Origin of the sequence: Micromonospora palythoicola (assembly GCF_036689795.1) — a bacterium.
GTDB lineage: Bacteria > Actinomycetota > Actinomycetes > Mycobacteriales > Micromonosporaceae > Micromonospora > Micromonospora palythoicola.
In genome coordinates, this window is record NZ_JBAGKI010000057.1 from 18313 (window position 1) to 35802 (window position 17490).

The 17490-nt window shown below is 68.9% G+C and carries 18 protein-coding genes and 1 pseudogene; 5 read left to right on the forward strand and 14 right to left on the reverse strand.

What is annotated here, in order from left to right:
- Positions 1 to 36: 36 nt before the first annotated feature.
- The 3 genes from V5O40_RS21600 to V5O40_RS21610 are packed head-to-tail and all read right to left on the reverse strand — an operon-like array spanning position 37 to position 2338.
- Entirely contained in the window at positions 37 to 489 is a 453-nt protein-coding gene (locus V5O40_RS21600; protein WP_332907153.1) for a MaoC family dehydratase, read from the reverse strand.
- A gap of 16 nt (positions 490 to 505) precedes the next feature.
- A complete protein-coding gene (locus V5O40_RS21605; protein WP_332907154.1) occupies positions 506 to 1387 on the reverse strand; it encodes an amidohydrolase family protein in 882 nt (293 codons plus the stop codon).
- Between the two features lie 24 nt (positions 1388 to 1411).
- Positions 1412 to 2338 carry an SDR family oxidoreductase gene (locus tag V5O40_RS21610; protein WP_332907155.1) on the reverse strand — a complete coding sequence of 309 codons (927 nt, stop codon included), beginning with the start codon at positions 2336 to 2338 and terminating at the stop codon, positions 1412 to 1414.
- Positions 2339 to 2421: 83 nt separating this feature from the next.
- Between V5O40_RS21610 and V5O40_RS21615 the strand changes: the two genes are divergently transcribed.
- Positions 2422 to 2889 carry a MarR family winged helix-turn-helix transcriptional regulator gene (locus V5O40_RS21615; protein ID WP_332907156.1) on the forward strand — a complete coding sequence of 156 codons (468 nt, stop codon included), beginning with the start codon at positions 2422 to 2424 and terminating at the stop codon, positions 2887 to 2889.
- 53 nt (positions 2890 to 2942) lie between these two features.
- Here V5O40_RS21615 and V5O40_RS21620 read toward each other — a convergent pair whose 3' ends face one another.
- The 6 genes from V5O40_RS21620 to V5O40_RS21645 form a co-directional block, all read right to left on the reverse strand.
- Positions 2943 to 5045 carry a DUF6351 family protein gene (locus V5O40_RS21620; RefSeq protein ID WP_332907157.1) on the reverse strand — a complete coding sequence of 701 codons (2103 nt, stop codon included), beginning with the start codon at positions 5043 to 5045 and terminating at the stop codon, positions 2943 to 2945.
- A gap of 206 nt (positions 5046 to 5251) precedes the next feature.
- Positions 5252 to 6133: a PaaX family transcriptional regulator gene (locus tag V5O40_RS21625; protein WP_332907158.1), complete on the reverse strand. Its 882-nt coding sequence runs from the start codon at positions 6131 to 6133 to the stop codon at positions 5252 to 5254.
- Between the two features lie 100 nt (positions 6134 to 6233).
- Positions 6234 to 7007 (reverse strand): IclR family transcriptional regulator, encoded by a 774-nt coding sequence (locus tag V5O40_RS21630; RefSeq protein WP_332907159.1) that lies wholly within the window; start codon positions 7005 to 7007, stop codon positions 6234 to 6236.
- Positions 7008 to 7037: 30 nt separating this feature from the next.
- Complete coding sequence (locus tag V5O40_RS21635; RefSeq protein WP_332907160.1) at positions 7038 to 7991, reverse strand: PDR/VanB family oxidoreductase; 954 nt, start codon at positions 7989 to 7991, stop codon at positions 7038 to 7040.
- Positions 7988 to 8215, reverse strand: a complete 228-nt coding sequence (locus V5O40_RS21640) for a hypothetical protein (RefSeq protein ID WP_332907161.1) — start codon at positions 8213 to 8215, stop codon at positions 7988 to 7990. Before V5O40_RS21640 ends, V5O40_RS21635 begins: the two co-directional genes overlap by 4 nt.
- On the reverse strand, positions 8212 to 9255 hold the full coding sequence (locus tag V5O40_RS21645; RefSeq protein ID WP_204001137.1) for an aromatic ring-hydroxylating dioxygenase subunit alpha: 1044 nt from the start codon (positions 9253 to 9255) through the stop codon (positions 8212 to 8214). Before V5O40_RS21645 ends, V5O40_RS21640 begins: the two co-directional genes overlap by 4 nt.
- A 131-nt stretch (positions 9256 to 9386) precedes the next feature.
- Between V5O40_RS21645 and V5O40_RS21650 the strand changes: the two genes are divergently transcribed.
- Complete coding sequence (locus V5O40_RS21650) at positions 9387 to 10685, forward strand: MFS transporter (protein ID WP_332907162.1); 1299 nt, start codon at positions 9387 to 9389, stop codon at positions 10683 to 10685.
- Positions 10686 to 11135: 450 nt separating this feature from the next.
- Here V5O40_RS21650 and V5O40_RS28020 read toward each other — a convergent pair whose 3' ends face one another.
- From V5O40_RS28020 to V5O40_RS21665, 4 genes are all read right to left on the reverse strand, one after another.
- Entirely contained in the window at positions 11136 to 11537 is a 402-nt protein-coding gene (locus V5O40_RS28020; RefSeq protein ID WP_456299393.1) for a DUF7701 domain-containing protein, read from the reverse strand.
- On the reverse strand, positions 11435 to 11899 hold the full coding sequence (locus V5O40_RS21655; protein WP_332907163.1) for a RipA family octameric membrane protein: 465 nt from the start codon (positions 11897 to 11899) through the stop codon (positions 11435 to 11437). The genes V5O40_RS28020 and V5O40_RS21655 overlap by 103 nt, the downstream gene beginning before the upstream one ends.
- The gene (locus V5O40_RS21660) at positions 11896 to 12279 is read right to left on the reverse strand and encodes a hypothetical protein (protein ID WP_332907164.1); all 384 of its coding nucleotides are present in this window, start codon (positions 12277 to 12279) and stop codon (positions 11896 to 11898) included. Before V5O40_RS21660 ends, V5O40_RS21655 begins: the two co-directional genes overlap by 4 nt.
- A gap of 212 nt (positions 12280 to 12491) precedes the next feature.
- Positions 12492 to 13415: a toll/interleukin-1 receptor domain-containing protein gene (locus V5O40_RS21665; RefSeq protein ID WP_332907165.1), complete on the reverse strand. Its 924-nt coding sequence runs from the start codon at positions 13413 to 13415 to the stop codon at positions 12492 to 12494.
- A gap of 455 nt (positions 13416 to 13870) precedes the next feature.
- Between V5O40_RS21665 and V5O40_RS21670 the strand changes: the two genes are divergently transcribed.
- The 3 genes and pseudogenes from V5O40_RS21670 to V5O40_RS21680 all read left to right on the forward strand — a co-directional run bounded on the left by V5O40_RS21670 (position 13871) and on the right by V5O40_RS21680 (position 16091).
- Positions 13871 to 15022 carry a helix-turn-helix domain-containing protein gene (locus V5O40_RS21670; protein WP_332907167.1) on the forward strand — a complete coding sequence of 384 codons (1152 nt, stop codon included), beginning with the start codon at positions 13871 to 13873 and terminating at the stop codon, positions 15020 to 15022.
- 470 nt (positions 15023 to 15492) lie between these two features.
- A pseudogene (locus V5O40_RS21675) lies at positions 15493 to 15840 on the forward strand (hypothetical protein); the annotation flags it as partial.
- Positions 15837 to 16091, forward strand: coding sequence for a hypothetical protein (locus V5O40_RS21680; protein WP_332907168.1), 255 nt, complete (start codon positions 15837 to 15839; stop codon positions 16089 to 16091). The pseudogene V5O40_RS21675 and the gene V5O40_RS21680, both read left to right, overlap by 4 nt.
- Before the next feature lie 118 nt (positions 16092 to 16209).
- Here the strand turns inward: V5O40_RS21680 and V5O40_RS21685 are convergent, their stop codons facing one another.
- Positions 16210 to 16836, reverse strand: a complete 627-nt coding sequence (locus V5O40_RS21685; protein WP_332907169.1) for a hypothetical protein — start codon at positions 16834 to 16836, stop codon at positions 16210 to 16212.
- Positions 16837 to 17490 lie beyond the last annotated feature (654 nt).

Below are 17490 nucleotides of genomic sequence, written 5' to 3' on the forward strand. Positions count from 1 at the left end.
GGTGCGTCGATACGTGGCCGGCCAGCCAGGTGGACGTCAGGCGTAGAAGCGGTAGAGGCCGCGCGCCACCACGGCGGGCTTGGTACCGCCCTCGATCTCGATCGTCTGGTCGACGGCGATCTGGTAGCCACCGGTCACCTCGACGACCTCGGCGACCGTCGCGGTCATCCGGACCCGCGAACCGACCTTGACCGGGGCCGGGAAGCGCACCTTGTCGAGGCCGTAGTTGACCTTCGTGGTGACCCCCTTCACGTCGAGCAGCTCGGTCCAGAAGGGCACCGCCAGCGAGAGCGTGAGGAAGCCGTGCGCGATCGGCGCGCCGAAGGGGCCGTTCTTCGCCCGCTCGGGATCGACGTGGATCCACTGGTGGTCGTCGGTGGCGTCGGCGAAGAGGTTCACCTGGTCCTGGGTGACCGTCCGGTAGTCGGTGTAGCCGAGGTCGGTGCCGGCCAGGTCGGCGAGCTGTTCGTAGGTGATCGTCGTCGTCATGAGCGTCCTCTCGTCGTCAGCTGGACAGGCCCAACAGCCGGACGGCGTTGTCCTTCAGAATGCCGGGGAGCACCTCGGGCTTGAGGTCGGTGGCGCGTACGTCCCGTAGCCAGCGGTCGGGGGTGAGCAGCGGGTAGTCGGTGCCGAACAGCACCCGGCGCTTGAGCAGTGAGTTGGCGTACCGTACCAGCTCGGCCGGGAAGTACTTCGGGCTCCAGCCGGACAGGTCGATCCAGGTGTTCGGCTTGTGCGTGGCCACCGACAGCGCCTCGTCCTGCCAGGGCACCGACGGGTGGGCCATGATGATCTGGAGGTCGGGGAACTCGGCCGCGACCGGATCGAGCAACATCGGGTTCGACAGGCCGAGTCGGAAGCCGTAGCCGCCCGGCATGCCGGCACCGATGCCGGTCTGTCCGGTGTGGAACAACGCCGGCACGCCGGCCTTCTCCAGCAGACCCCACAGCGGGGCGTACCGCTCGTCACTCGGATCGAAGCCCTGCACGGTGGGATGGAACTTGAAGCCGCGTACGCCCTCGTCCTCGATCAGTTGACCGGCGAGGTCGAGCGCCGCCGCCCCGGTGCGCGGGTCGACGGAGCCGAACGGGATCAGCACGTCGGCGTGCTCGGCCGCGGCACGGGCGATCTCGACGCTCGACAGCGGCTGGTGCGCCAACTGGGTGCGGGCGTCCACGGTGAACACGACGGCGGCCATCTGGCGTTCCCGGTAGTACTGCGCCACCGCCTCGATCGCCGGGCGCGGCCCGTCGGCCTTGAAGTACTTCGACACCGCCGCCACCAGGTCGTCGGGCAGCGAGTTGTGGCCGTGCTCGTCGATCTCGATGTGCACGTGCACGTCGATCGCGGTGACGGCGTCGAGGTCGATGGCGGGCTGGTACATGATGGGGAACTTTCGTCCGGCGGGTCAGGAGCCTGCGGTCTTGAACTCCTCGGGGAGTTCCGGGAACCGCTCGCCGACGCTCTGCAGCGCCCCGGCGAACGTCGCCGGCCAGGCTTCGAGCAGAGCATCGTACGTCCAGCCGCCCTCGCGGTGGGCGGTCAGCGCCGCCTCCGGGTGGGTCCAGACCTGGAGCCGGTCGCCGCCCACCCCGATCACCTGCCCGGTGACGCCGCCGGCCGCGTCGGAACCGAGGAACGCGATGAGGCCGGCCACGTCGTCGGCCGTGCCGAAGCCGAGATCGTGCCGGAAGAACGCCGGCATCGGCTCGTCCTGCTCGGCCGCCCGCACGGCGGCGGCGAAGTAGGGAACCGTGGCGGTCATGGCGGTCGCGGCCACCGGAACCACGGTGTTGGCGGTGATGCCGGCCCGCTTGAGCTCCAGCGCCCAGGTGCGCGTCATGCCGACGATGCCCGCCTTGGCGGCGGCGTAGTTGGTCTGGCCGAAGTTGCCGCGCTGGCCGGTGGGAGAGCCGATGCAGATGATGCGGCCACCCTCGCCCGCCGCCCGCATGTGTCGCACCGCCGCGCGCACGGTGGTGAAGGTGCCGCGCAGGTGCACGTTGATGACGGTGTCGAAGTCCTCGTCGGTCATCTTCCACAGCACGGTGTCGCGCAGCACGCCGGCGTTGGTGACCAGGATGTCAAGTCGACCGAAGGTCTCGACGGCGGTGGTGACCAGCTGCTCGGCGGTGTCGGTCGGGCCGACCGGAGCGACCACCGCGGCGGCCCGACCGCCGAGCGCCTCGATCGAGGCGACGGCGTCGGCGGTGGTCTGCGCGTCGACGTCGTTGACCACCACGGCGGCGCCCTGCCGGGCGAGTTCCTGCGCGTACGCGAGGCCGAGACCGCGTCCGGATCCGGTGACGATGGCGACCTTGCCGTCCAGGGACATGGAGAACTCCTTCGTGTCCGCCCGATCTGAACACGAACCGTTGAAAATGTCAATCATTGAAAAAACTTGCTACCATCGTCGCCATGTCCGCTAGCGGGAAGACCCGGACGCCGGGGCGGGACGCCCTGCGGGACAGCGTGCTCGGCGGTGACCTGGTCTTCCTGCTGGCCCGCGCCAACGCGCTCACGCTCGCGGCGGCCAACGCCGCCCTCGCCGAGCACGGCCTCAAGGCCCGGTCCTACTCCGTGCTCGCGTTGGCCGCCGACGGGGCCCGACCCACGCAGCGGGAGCTGGCCGAGTTCCTCCGCCTCGACCCGAGCCAGGTCGTCGCGCTTGTCGACGGGCTGGAGAAGCGTCACCTGGTGGAGCGGCGTACCGACCCGGCCGACCGGCGGGCCAACGTCCTCGTCGCGACCGACGCCGGCCGGGACCTCTTCGCCCGCGCCCAGCAGGCCGCCCGGGCGGTCGAGTTGGGGCTGCTGGCCACGGTGACCCCCGAGGAGCACGAGCGGCTGGCCGGCCTGCTGCGCCTGCTCGCCTTTCCCGACTGAGCGCGGTCGGGGCGGCTCGCGACGAGCGAGCCTTGCCGACCACGCGCCGCGCGTCAGAAGCGGATCCAGGTGCCGGCGAGCGGGCGCTGCCCGACGCCGGGTTTCGACCAGTCACAGACGCCGTCGGGGAAGACCGCACGCAGCCGGTCCCACTGCTCGGCGGTGAAGCGCACCCCGTACCCGGACTTGCGCAGCGGCTGGAGCTGGCACTTGAGCACCGCCGAGGTGGTCGGCCCGCCCGCCACCACCCGGGGATTGCGGTGGTACGGGTAGAGCTGGTTGCACCGGGCGCCCGGATCGAGGGTCAGCCGCTCCACGATCCGCTCACCGTCGGGCGTGACGCAGCTGTCGGCCAGGCCGCGCGGTCGCGACAGTCGGGTGAGCGCCACGGCGTCGAGGTGCGGACGGGCTGCCGCGAGCCTGCCGCGCGCGGTCAGCCAGGCGTCCATGTCGGTGAGCGCCTGCTCCTGGATCGCCGCGCTGCCCGCGCCCGGCGGGCCGGTCACGCTCACGTGGTTGTCGGCGTTGCCGTTGGCCCGTACCAGCCGCTCCCGCATCGTCCAGGAACGGAACCGGTCGTGGAAGTCGCCTGTCGGGTCGGTGTACCCGCGGGTCTCGATGATCGGGGTCCAGCGCAGCCCGCCGTCGAACTGGTTGACCCGGCCCGTCGCGTACGCCGTGCTGAGCGCCGCGACGTTCGCCGAGGTGCGCTGCGGGGTGCGGTTGCCCTCCACGTCCAGGCCGCCGATGCCCTCGTTGAGCCGGACGAACTGCTCCGGGCTGAGCACGCCCGCCTTGAGCGTCGCCAGGCCATACTGCACGCCGACGGTGTCCGGGATGATCGGCCGGCCGGCACCTGTCCGCTTGTCGACGCCGTACACGTTGGAGACGAAGTCCGCCATGGCGCAGCGGATGCCCTCCGGGTTGGTGTCCGGGTGGTAGCGCCGGTCGGCGGGGATGTGGGCGGGGCAGGCGGTCGGCCAGTCCACACTGTCGAAGAACTGGTAACCGAAGCAGGTGTTCGGGCTGCCGAAGCCGCTGACGGCGCTCTGCTGGGCCGCCGACAGCCCGGCGGCGGTGGCCGCCTGGGAGATGAACCGGCACTCGTGGCCGGAGATGGTGGTGGAGCGCTCGTCGGGGTAGCCGATGCTGCCGATGACGCCGTCCAGGATGCCGGGGTAGGCGTTCGAGATCAGCAACTGCTGCATGGTGCCGGCCGATCCACCCCACCCCATGGTGAAGGCCGGTACGCCGAGCGTCTCGATGAAGTGTTCCTTGACCATCATGGCCGTCTCGGCGGACGTGACGTCGTTGCAGTTGTGCGCGTACACGTTGAATGTCGCGCTGGCCACCGCGTACCCGCGCCGCAGCAGCGTGTCGTCGACGACGCCACCGGTGCTTGTGGCCTGGGTGTGGCCGATGCCGCAGGCACCGCCGAAGGTGTAGACCAGCCGTTCGTTCCAGCCACGGGTGCTCGTCCACGGGCTCGGTGCCGGGGTACCGGGCTGGTGCAACATCGCGATCTCGTACACCGCCCGGTTGATGGTGCCGCGCTCGATCCGCACCACGTACGGGACCGTCCGGCCGGCAGTGGTGGTGGTGCTCGCCACGTCCGCCGGTAGCGGACCGTCGGGCAGGTCCACGAAGCTGCCGGCGGTGCTGCGGTACCGGTAGCTGACCTGAGCCTCGGCGACGTGGCAGTTCTCGTCGACCGGGCCCAGGTGCCACGGGCTGCCCGAGGCGGTGCAGAACAGCGGGATGTGCGGCCCGGAGAAGACCGGCCCGGCGGCCGGATGGTTGACGAGCGTCAGCGTGGCACCCGGCCGGCCCCAGCCCGCCCTGTGCGCGCGGACCTCGATCCGGTTGCGGCCCAGCTTCAACCGGTCCACCAGGCCGAGCAGGGTCCGCTTGTCGCCGGCCGGGCGGAAACGGTCTGTCACGTCACGGCCGTCGAGGCGGACCGTCACCTGACGGGGCGCGACGGTGCGCGGCACGGTGACCCGAATCAGGGCGTCGCCGCCGCTGACCATGTCCGCGCGGCCGGACACGACAGCCACGTCGAAGCCACTGTGGCGGCCCTTGCCGGCCACGGTGGCGGCGCCGACCGGTGCGGAGCTGCCGACAAGTGCGGTGGCGACGAGCGCGGTCAACGCCACCCGGAGGGGTCGGTGCCGGGCGCTCCTCCGAGATCGGTGGGTGGGCATGGCAGGACCCCTTTCAGCCGGGGACGGGCGGCTGGGCCTCCGGAGCCGAAGGCACGGAGAAAACGTAATGCGAAAACTGATCGGCAGTCAATGGAAGTGCAATGCATCAATACCGTGAGGTCGCCCCGGGCCGGGCTCGGCACGGATGTACGGTGCGGTCAGACCGGTTCGAGCCGGTGGACGAGGTCCTCGAAGCGCTTCTGGGCCAGCGGCGCCAGCGCCTCGGAGATGCTCAGGAACATCGCCCGTGCCTCGGCACGCGGGAACGACCGGGGCAGGAACTCGGCAGGCAGGTCAGGGTCGGCGCCGACAAGTGCCCGCCAGTCGCTCACCAGCCGGGTACGCGCGACGAGCGCCTCCGCCGGCAGCACCCCACCGGCTGCGGCCCGACCGGCCAACTCGCGGTAGCGGTGCAGGAAGTCCCGGTAGCCAGCGGCCACCTCGTCGATCCGCCAGGCGGCCTCCAGCCGCGCCCGGCCGGCCGGCAGCAGCTCCAGGTCGGTGGACCGCAGGATCACCGCGTCGGTGACCCCGAGTTCGCTGAGCTGCTCGCGTGCCTCGTGGCGCCTGTCGTGCGGCGTCACCCAGGTCGCGTCGTACAGCGGCCAGAACGTCAACCAGCGCAACCGGGCCCGGATCAGGCGACGCTGGTTCGCGTCCTCCATCGGCACCGTGAACGCGATGAGCGTCCAACTGCCGTCCCAGGCGCTCTCGTCGGTGGTGGCGAAGATGCGCCGCGCACCGCGCTGGAGGATGTGCCAGGCCGGCTCGGTCAACCGGTAGCTGGTCCGGCGGCCCTCCTTGGTCCGCTGAAGCATGCCCCGCTGGGTCAGCCGGGCGAGCGTGGCGCGGGCGTTCGCGGGCGCGATGCCGAACTCCGCGAGGACCGCCACCAGACCCCCGGACGGCAGCGGTGACCGACCGGCGTGCCAGTGGTCGCCGAGCAGGGTCACCAGCAGACGCTGGGCCCGGGCCCGCCCGACCGCCGCCCGCTCCGACGACGACACCGGCGGGAACCGCTCGTCCAGACCGTCGCTCACCACGACGACGCCCCGGTGGCGGTTCCGTCGGTGCGGGGCTGGCCAGAGCGCATCAACACCCGGACACGTTACTGCGCCGGGTGACGGGGCGGTACCGGCCTCAGCCGGGGGAGCGCCGAGATCCGTACGACGTGCCGAGCGACCGGGAGATGGTCCGGCCGGCCGCCTGGACCAGCGGCGCCAGCGCCACCGGGTCCGCCCGGTGCTGCGCGACCACGAGTGAGATCGCGGCGACCACCGCGCCCTCCGGCCCGCAGATCGGCGCGGCGACCGAGAGGGCGTCCATGGTGACCTGCCTGTCGCTCACCGCGTACCCGGTGCGGCGCACCTCGGCCAGCGTTCTGCGCAGCCGCCCGGGATCGGTGACGGTCAGCGGGGTGTACCGCTCCAACGGCGCGGCAAGCACCTGCTCCTGCACCTCGGCCGGCGCGTACGCCAGCAGCACCAGCCCGACGCCTGTGGCGTGCAACGCGAAGCGGCCACCGACCCGGGTGAGCACCGGCACCGCGTGCCGACCGGCGATCCGTTCGATGAAGACCAGCTCCACGTCCTGCCGGACGGCGAGCTGGACATTCTCGTGGGTCACCTCGTACAGGTCTTCCATGGTCGGCAGCGCCAGTTCGCGCAGCCCGAGCCCCCGGGGCGCGAGAGAACCGACCTCCCACAGCCGCAACCCGATCCGGTACCGCCCGTCGTCGCCCCGCTCCAGCGCACCCCAGGCGACCAGCTCGGCGACCCGCCGCGAGGCGGTGGGCAGCGGCAGCTCGGCCCGGCGGGCCAGCTCGCTGAGGGTCAGCGCCGGACCGGCCGGGGTGAACGCGTCGAGCAGGGCCAGCACCTTGCTGGTGACCGACCGTCCGGGCTGCGCGTCCACCCCGCCATCATGCCGACCCCGGCCGGCCGGTCACAGCTCCAGCGTCAGTCGGGGCGTCACCGCGCGCGAAACGCAGATCATCATGGTGTCGCCGACGGCCCGTTCCGCCTCGGTGAGCAGGCTGTCCCGGTGCTCCGGCACACCGTCGAGCACCGGGGTCTCGCAGGTGCCGCAGGTGCCCTCCCGGCACGAGGAGAGCACCTGCACGCCGGCCGCCTCCACCGCCTCCAGGATCGACGTGCCCGGCGGTACGGTGAGCGTCCGGCCGCTGAGGGTGAGTTCCACCTCGACGGCGCTGTCGACGCCGTCGGCGGTGGCCAGCGGAGTGAAGCGTTCGACGTGCAGGGCCCCGGCGGGCCACGACCGGCAGCGTTGCTCCACCGCGGCGATCAACGACTCCGGCCCGCAGCAGTAGACCAGCCCGTCCGTCGGCTGTCCCAGCAGCTCGTCCAGGTCGAGCAGGCCGGTCTCGTCCTGCGGGTACAGGCTCACCCGGTCGCCGTACTTCTCCCGCAGGGCGTCGGCGAAGGCCATCGTGGCGCGGCTGCGTCCGCCGTACACCAGTCGCCAGTCGGCTCCGGCGGCGTCGGCGGCGGCGACCATCGGTCTGATCGGCGTGATACCGATGCCACCGGCGACGAACAGGTAACGCGCGGCCGTCACCAGCGGGAAGTTGTTCCGTGGTCCACGCACCCGGACTGTCGCGCCAGGGGTGAGCCGCTCGTGCACCTGCCGCGAGCCACCGCGCCCCTCCGGCTCCAGCTGCACCGCGACCCGCAGGGTGGCCCGGTCCGCCGGGTCACCGCAGAGCGAGTACTGGCGTACCAACCCTGGCCCGAGTTCCAGGTCGAGGTGCGCGCCGGGGGACCAGGCGGGCAGGTCGCCGCCGCCGGGGCGGCACAGGCCCAGGACGGCGACGCCGGCCGCCGCCCAGTCCCGGTCGACCACCACCAGCTCCGCGCCGTCCAGGTCGTCGGCGGTCACGCGGGCACCACCGACCGGGTCGGTGCGGCGTGCGGGGTCGGTGCGACCGCCTCCGGCGACTGATGACCGTACGGATGGGCGAGCAGCCACTCCCACAACTCGACGGGTTCCTCGGCGACGCGCTCGGCACCGCAGTGGCAGATCCCGCGCAGCGTGTCCGTACCCGGCATCCAGTGGATCCGGTAGATCCGGTCGCCGGTGAGCATCCGGGCCGGCCCGGTCATCGGGGCGCACCCACCGTCCCCGCCTCGACCATCCGGGCGATCAGCCGTCGGGCGGCGAGCCCGCCGGTGTCGATGTTGATGCTGAGTTCCTGGTACTTGTCCGGCTCGGACGCGATCACCTGCTCCAGGATGTTCAGCGCCGTCACGTCCTGCATGACCACCGTGTGGTTGCTCTGGTGCAGGTACTCGCTCACCGACTCGTCGTCGATGGCGAAGTCGCGGGCCACCGCCCAGAAGTCGTACGTGGTGTTCTCCGTCGACGGGGTGATGGCGTACACGATCTCGGCGTGGAAGGCGTCGCTGTCCTCGCCCTCGGCCGGCGGGTAGACGCCCTGCGGCGCGATCCGGCTGTGCAGCAGGTACAGGCACGGCGGGTGGAACTCGATGTCCTGCCAGCGGGTGATCCGGCCCTGGATGCCTGTCGACTTGGCGTAGAACGGCGGGCACTCGGCGTCGTCCATGTGCCGGCTGACGTAGACGATGCCCCTTTCCTCGTCGACCTCGGTGGTGATCGGCGTGTTCGCCACCTCCGGCGTGCCGATGTAGCCGCCGTGCAGGTAGGTCTCGTGCGACAGGTCCATCAGGTTGTCCACGAGCAGGCTGTACCGGGCGTTCAGCGGCGCCATCCCACGCACCACCGTGTACCGGGGGTCGTCCAGCCAGGGGGCGCGGGGAATCGTGGTGGGGTCCGCGCGGTCCCGGTCGCCGATCCACACCCAGATCAGCGAGTCCTGCTCCACCACCGGGTACGCGGCGACCCGCGCGGTCCGCGGGATGCGTTGCTGACCCGGGACGAAGACGCAGGTGCCGGTCTGGTCGTAGGTGAAACCGTGGTAGCCGCAGACGATGGTGTCGCCGTCGAGGCGGCTCTCGGAGAGCGGGTAGCGACGGTGCACGCACCTGTCGGCGAGCGCCACGGCCTCCCCGGACTCGGTGCGGTAGAGGACCAGCGGCTCACCGAGCACGGTGCGGGCGAGCAGATCCCGCCCGACCTCGTTGCTGTAGGCCGTCACGTACCACTGGTTGCGGGCGAACGCCATCGTGACCCAACCTCTCTCGGGACGGGAGCGGGGTGCAGTCGGATGATCCCGTGACCGGGCCGCTGATCGGCAGCGTCTATTTCACTCAGTGAAAGGCCGCACGGCCTTTCGCCGGTCGCCGCGACGCTGCGATGATCGGCGGCGTGACGGGGGTCGAGAAACCAGTGCGTACGGATGCAGCTCCCCGCCCGGACGAGGGCGGCCTGGGGGCTCGGTTCTGGCGGCTCTGGTCCGCGTCGGCGGTGTCCAACCTGGCCGACGGAATCGTCAAGATCGCGCTGCCGTTGGTGGCCGTCGGCTACACCCGCTCACCGGTGCTGGTGGCCGGGGTCGCCACCGCGTTCAGCCTGCCCTGGCTGCTGTTCGCGCTGCCGGCCGGCGCCCTCGCCGACCGGCTCGACAGGCGTCAGGTGATGCTCGCCGCCAACGCCCTGCGCGCGGTTGTCATCGGCGGGCTGGCGCTCGCGGTGGCCTTCGACGCCGGGTCGATCTGGCTGCTCTACCTGGTGGCGCTCGGCCTCGGCATGGCCGAGACCCTCTACGACACCTCCGCCCAGTCGATCCTGCCGCAGGTGGTCACGCGCGACCAGCTACCCCGGGCCAACGGCCGACTCGCCGCCGTGGAACTGGCCGCCAACCAGTTCGTCGGCCCACCACTTGCCGGTTTCCTGGTCGCCGCCGGGGTGGCCCTGGCCCTCGCCGGGCCGGCGGTGCTGTGGGCGGTGGCCGTCGCCGCGCTGCTCCTGGTCGCCGGCCGGTTCCGGATCGAGCGGGACGAGCCGACGACGATGCGTGCCGACATCGTCGAAGGGCTGCGTTTCCTCTGGCGGCACCGGCTGCTGCGCACCCTGGCCACGATGGTCGGGACCAGCAACTTCATCACCAGCGCCATCTTCGCCGTGCTCGTGCTCTACGCGGTCGGCCCGGATTCGCCCATCGGCCTCACCGAACCCGGGTACGGCCTCCTGCTCACCACCATCGCCGCCAGCATCGTGCTCGGCTCGGTAGCCACCGCGCGGATCGAACAACGGCTCGGACGGTCCCGCACCCTTGCGCTCTCCGTGCTGGCGATGGCCGCAGTCGTCGGCGTACCGGCGCTGAGCACCAACCCGTTCGTGATCGGTACGGTCTTCTTCGTCGGCGGGATCCTGCTCGCCACCTGGAACGTCATCACCATCTCGCTACGCCAGCGGATCACCCCGGACCGGCTGCTCGGCCGGGTGAACAGCGGCTACCGAATGCTGGCCTGGGGAAGCATGCCGGCCGGCGCGCTGGTAGGCGGTCTGCTGGCCGAGGCATTCGGCCTCCGCGCGGTCTTCGCCATCCTGGGGTCGCTGACGCTGACCCTGCTGCTCGGCATGTTCGTGGTCACCGACGCCAACATCGACGCCGCCGAGAGAGACGGGGCCGAACGCGACAAGGCCAACTGACTTTCGTCTGCGGAGGAAGGCGGCCGGCCGGGCCGCGCGGCGTAGAAGATCGCACCCCGGCCGTATGGGCGAGATGGGAACGGCCGCAGACTGCAGTTGCTGCGCCTCTGGCGTGGGCTCTCTGCCTACGGGCTGGCCGGCGATCGGTCGAAGGGTGTGGTTGCGGTAGGCCATCCCGCCCGCTATCGATGCGGCCGAGCCGAGTAGACCACCGCCCGACCCGCCAGGGTCCGTACGAGCCGTCAAAGTTGTCTAGACGTGGCGGGCCGGGCAGCGGCCTGCTCCCACAAGGACGTCGGCGGGCGGCGACAGTGAGGGAGCCTCCTCCGGCCTCCTACGCCGGATCGAAGCCGTCTACAGACTTACCCTCCAGGGAGGGGCTAGGGAGGGGCTGGTCAGCTCGCTGACTTACGGCAAACCGCAGCGAGATCCCGGCACCCGGTCCAGATGCTACTGCTCCGAGTGTGAGGCTTTAAGTGCTGCAGCACGTCGAATAGCCATGACGAAAGGAGAGTCGGCATTCTGAGTTTCTTGGTCGAGGTCGTCGAACGGGATAGAGGAGTCGTGGGACACCCCTTGAATGCGCATCCAGGCTACCCAGGCGTCGTGAACGTCCGGCGCTGTCACGCTTTCACCCTTAGCTCTCAGGAGAACGGCGTATATCAAGAACAGATCGTTGGAGTTGGGGGGGATGTGGGATTCGTCGATCTGTGACCGTATTAGAAAGGCGTCACTGCTCAAGTAATCCATCATTCGGCAATTCTCCCGACGATTAGAAGTAGGTACAGGCAGGAGAAGAGCCAGGGTACTGTTCGTTCGACAGCACCTAGCTCCGCATACCTCGGACGCCATCTCTTGATGGGGTCCTGCTTCAGAATCTCCCATTCATCTGCGAAGATCTTCACCGGCAGTTGTTCTTCAAGGGTGTTGATGACACGGAATTTGGCTGCATTTAGTTCGCGGTAGCTGCGAAGCTGAAGCCACCAGGATGCAGACAGGATAAGCCCGGCAGCTCCAATCGCTACTACTATCCAAATGGGGGCCGCCGATAGGGAGGGCATAGCGATTCCCAGGACCGCCACAAACGTCGTTTGTGTCGTCAGGAAGAAGGCATTGGCGGTGGCGCGCCGTACAGAAATTCGGTCCGCCATTTCGGTCGCCATCTTATATAGATCCACCACCACGGGATCGGTTTTTCGATGCGGCTCCGTCAACGAGCCCCACCGATAAGCAGCTTCAAGTTATCCCAAGTCCACTTGTACACCTTGTCCGTCGAATCGGCAGCCCTTGGCTTCTTGGCGACGCCGTTCTTGTAACCCTTCAGGAGGAAGTATGGTATTCCTTCGTCGCGTGCAATCTGGAGTTCTTTAGAGACGCCGACGGCCGTGTCGGTATGTAGGCCGCAAATTACTGGAACCACGTCGCTCGCTCGTATGCGCTTCCGGGCTCGCTCCTCCCAATCGGCTGATGCGACCTTGATTGACCAATCGTGAATCTCGAAGGGGGAATCGGGTAGCTTCGCCTGGCCGACGAGGAATTCTTTCAACGTGACGTCGTGATCGTAGTCGAAACTAATAAATGCGCGTTTTGTCACTTTTCCTCCGATAGTAGCACATTCAGTTGCAGGACCGTTGTTTGCCGACTTGCCGTCAACCGAGGAACCTTGCAACGATAACAGCGATCGCCGCGCCTATAAATCGGCTGATGTGGTCGTCCCAAGGCTGACCTAAGGCCGGGTGGCCATCTGGTCCCGACCCAGGCGAACGATACCGGTAGCCCACCGACTGTCGGCATAGTGGCCGACTATCAACCCAGATGGCCATAGGTGCGCGGCATGTCGTCAGGGTCCATTGGAAACCCGAACCCGTGGACCTTCCATCCGCCCAGCTCGGGTCTCAGCACGAGGCTGATAACTCGGGCGTCAAGAGGCACCAGGCCGCCGACGACCTTTAGAGGTCCTTCGTCGTCTGTTCCTAGCTCGGAAGGGAGCCTAACGTAGGCGACGTCATAGCGAGGCTTCATGACGCCCGTCGTTAGTCCGCCTGATTTCGTTCGCTCCTTGAGTGCCGCCAGGTCCCATCGACCTCGTGACTCCGGAGTAATTACCGAGTCCAGTACCTCGTAGTTCTCCTCCAATACCGCATACCACCAGCCCAATGCTATGGCGTAAGGGTTGTCGGGAGTTAGTGGTCCGCCGGCTTCCATTACCTCGTCAATGGTGCCGGAAACGAGCCTTCCCGGGAACGGTGGCTCCTCAGTAGGTGGCTCCTGCAATGGGAAGTTGGGTGGCAACGGAGGCTTGCGGCGGCCTCGGCGAGCGGCGGCTAGCAGACGCGACCTGCTGATCTCTCGATGCACGCCGAAGAGGTCCACTGACACAAGCTGGCCGAGGAGACCTGGTCGAGGGCAGTCATCGATGCGGAAGACCAATAGCCTTCGCTCGGCTCCGCCCGGATCGTTCCTCCATGCCTCTTGCCACTCTGCTTCAGCGTAGGACGACCGGAGGTACGCTTGGGATAGAACAGCGATGGTCCGGCTGCTGGCCTGTGTCGCTCGATGCATCTCGGCGACGAAGTGCGCGCCTGCGTCGAAATCCCAAGCCTGTAGAAATACCGTGTACCCGGCTTCCTCCAGCTCCCAACCGATCCACTCAGCCCACTGCTCGTCGACCCCGGTGTAGCTGATGAAGAAGTCGCGCTTGCCGTCGGCCGAGGTCGCCGATGCCTCCACCCATCCTCCTAAGGTAAGCCCGGGCCGACGCGGCTGACCGAGAACTAACGCACTCCCTGGGTTCGCTGCCAGGCCGTCACCAGGTCGTCTGACGACCGACGAAGACAGCCAGAGGTGGTGGACTGAGTGTGTGGCAGCCCTGGACACAAGATACCGTGAGGCGTCGTGAACTAGCCATCATGGATGGCGGCCCCAGCGCGAGCAGGTACCACTTGCCGTTCCTGCTGCTGGCCGAGAAGCGGCTCTAAGTTCCGCTTCTAGCTGTGAGCGTCATGGCGCTAGGTGCTTTGCCGGCCGCAGGGCGTGTTACCCGGTGGCGAGCTGGGAAGCGCTGGCAGTCAGGGGTACCGTCGGTGGTGGTGTGGTTGCCGGTTGTCGTGCTGGTTGCCCGCCGAATTTGATCGTTGGTCGAGAGGATCGTTGTGCCTCGTCGAGCCATACCTGCTGACCCGTCGGTGGGTGAGCGCATCCGGGCCCGGCGCGAGCTGCGGGGCTGGAGTATCCGGTACGCCGCGAGTCGCGCAGGTATCTCGCATACGACGTGGTCACGTGTCGAGCGCGGTGTGCAGCGCACGGATCGGTACATGGTGGTCGATCTGGCCGCCGCCCTGGAGTGTTCAGTTTTCGACCTCACTGGCCAGCCGTACACGCCGGCTGATCGGCAGCTTGACGGCGCGCGGATCGACGCTGAGCGGGTGTGGCGGGCGATGATGGCGCATCCGTTCGATGGTCCGCCGATCGTCGGGGCTGCCACTGTGGAGCAGGTGGCTCGGGAATCAGCGCTGGTGCGGGATCTGTACGGCCGGTGCGACTATGCGGGGGCTCTGCGCCGGCTGGCGGATCTCGTGCCGGCCATGCATGCCGTGACTGATCAGCGGTCGGCGTACCGGTTGATGGTGCCGGTGTATGGCGTGGCAATGGGTTCGTTACTCAACGTCGGCTACTCGGCCCACGCCTGGCTGGCGGCGGAGCGTTCGGCCGAGGCTGCGCACCTGCTTGATGATCCGGTTGCGGTGGGGGTGGCGGCGGCGAATCGGGCGCGGGTGTCGGCATACACCGGCGCGTACGGCCCGGCCCGGGCGTACTGTGATCGGGCCGGTGCGGACCTGGCGGGCAGCAGCGCGGATACCGCGTTGGATGTGCTCGGGTTCCTGCACCTGGCCCGCGCGCATCACCTCGCCGGCATGAAGGATCAGCCTGCCGCCCAGGATCACCTCGACGAGGCGGCGCGGATCGCCGCGCACACCGGGGAGACGAAGAGCTGGGACCTGTTGTGGGGGCCGAGCAACGTGGCGTTGTGGCGGATGGCCTACCTACTCGACACCGGGCGTCCGCAGGAGGCGTTGCAAGCGGCTGCCGGCGTGGCGGTCGGGGAGTTGCCGGCGGTGCGGCAGGTGTACTACTGGCTGGACATGGCCCGCGCGATGGTGGCGGCTGAGCGGGAACGGGACGCGGTGCGGATGCTGCTGGCGGCCGAGCGGGTCGGCCCGCAGCACACCCGGTCATCGACGGCGGCGCGAGAAGTCGCCCGTGGACTGCTGCGCCAAGGGCTTGTCTCCACGGAACTGCGGGGCCTCTGCGAGCGCATGGGAGTCACCAGCCAGTAGTGGTGCGTAGGTGTGCCATCACGCACCGTGCCGTCCATAGCGTTCCGTTCAGGACACGACGGCAGGAAGTACCCGCTGCGTCGACTGTGTCCGTCGGGTGGCGTCAACCCGAGCGCGACGCCTGACAGGTCGTGCCGCCGTCGCCACCCTCCAACCCGTGACGAGGGAGGCGGAACCTGTGGCGATCTGGTCCGAGCTGCGCGACATCATGCGGTGGCTACTACGGCGGGCTGACTCGCCCCCGCCGCCTGGGACGGGCCAGCGCTACCAAACCGCCGAGCAGGCAGCGGCGCAGCAGCGGTTGCTCGACCAGGCTCAGCGCCTGCGGGACACGCAGTGGCACGGTGAGCCGATCCAGACAACGCCGTACGTGCCCACGAGCGGGAATCGGCGCATGACATGGCACCACCGGTGAGCCCAGCGCGGGCAGGTGGTACCGACATGTCACCTCCGAGCAGGCGACGCGTCTCGTACGACGACTACCTGTTGGCAACCGCGTTGACCTTTGCCCGACGACATTGGCCGGTCTGGTCCTGGCAGCGCTGGCGGCGCATCTGTCGCTGTGGTGCCGATCTGCCGTGCCGTGCCCGGCACCGGATTCCGATCAACCGGGGGCACTGGCCGCAGGAGAGTGAGCAGTGATCGGCGGTCCGGAGCAGACGATCCTCGCGGTGCACGTTCGAGGGCTCGACGGCATGTGCGTCGGCTGCCGGGCGTGGTGGTCGCGGCTGTCCCCGTACCCCTGCTGGCAGGTGGATTGGGCGACCAGTCGGCAGGCCCGCGCGAGCGTCGCTCGGTTTCTGGGTGGTGTGCGGTGACCACCCATGGGCCGGTATTGCCGATCTGGAGCTGCGGTGGCTGCGACCTGCCGTGGCCCTGTCCGACCCGGCGGCGGGAGCTGCGCGCGGAGTACGCCGACGCTCCGGTGTCACTCGCCCTCTACCTCGGCGGCTATCTCGTCCAGGCCGCCGAGGACATGCCCTGGGCATCGGCCGGCGCACTGCACCGCCGCTTCATCGGCTGGACCAGGCAGCCCCCGGAAGGCCGGAAGACGTCGGATGGCACCTGATCCGACCAGTCCTGCACGACGTTGCCGGGGCCGGAACGGGGGCGGTGGCGCAGCGCGGGAAAGGTGTAGGTCGGCGGGACTGAGGGCCACCTACCGGAGGACGTCTCGACGGTTCACGTCACGTCGCCAAAGCACCCGGCGTAGGAGTTGGCGCGGCGACCATGCCGCGTAGCGCGGCCAGGAGAAGTCCCTGCTCGTCAACAGGTAGACCAAACCGGGCACGCGAGAGTTGGGTGGCGTACGGCGCGAGGGCGTCGAGGTCGGCATGTTGTTGCCGCGCCTCCGCATTCAATGCGGCATCGGGGTCGAAGTCGATGTCGTCGTCGCCGGTGTAGTCCTCGGACGCCAGTTCCATACGGTAGTCGACGGCGTCGATGGCCCGGCCTGCGACGTGTACGGCGAAGGCCGGCTCCGCGTGGAGGTAGCATTCCGCCGCGTAGAGAATCGCTGCGGCCGGGTCATCGTCGGCGTCATCCGGGCCGTCCTGCCCCTCGTTATGGTAGTACTCGCTGATGTAGAACTCGCCGAGGGTGACGGCGATTGGCTTGAAGGCCGTCTGATCGCCGGCGGCAGCACGCCACACCAGGTCGAGCAGAGGTCGCAGGCTCTGTGTGAACGGCAGCCCTTGCGGGTCCAGCCGCATGAGCCGCTCCGCCGTGATAGCGGCGAACGCCACCGCCGTACCAGCGTCGACCGCCAGCAACCGCGACCGCACCTGCTCGTTGAGGGTCTGCCAATCCGTCACACCAACCTCCAGACACCGGCGGGTAAGCATACGAGCGGGGCTCCGGCCAGGGCGCGACGACCCGGACCATGAACCGCCAGTGCACACCTTGGCACGTGGACCTGCTCGCTGGGGCTGAAGTCGCTACCCGCTTTCGTTGCCCTTCTTCCATTCAGCCGCCGCCACCTTCCAGGCCATCCGGTGCAACAACTGAGGCGATTAGAGAAGTTGAATGCAACCGCGGTTGAATCAGGCCCAACCCGCCGCGGCATGCGGATCACAGACTAGGTCTGCCCGTTGGACGGCCGCCGTACGACCGAGCGTTCTCGACGCTGACCGCCGCCCGCAGGGCGATCGCGGGAGATGATGCCGGCGTCCATGCGGATGCTGTCCACCGGCACACCGAACAGGGGAGCCGCACCGGCACGGACCAACGCCAGCCCCTGCCGGGTCGTAAAGGTCCAGCCACCGCGAACGCAGACGACAACAACAGGGAAGTTGGTCTCACGCTCAGCCAAGCGCCCGACGGCCGACCTACTGCAGGCCCTCACTGGCCATGGCCGCTCGTCACGTCCCGTTGCGGAGTGAACAAGGCCGCGCGCCGTGCTGAGTTGGTCGTTTCGTTCGCATCCTTACGGGAAGTCGCCACGTATGTCGTCTGACCCTGGCGCTCCC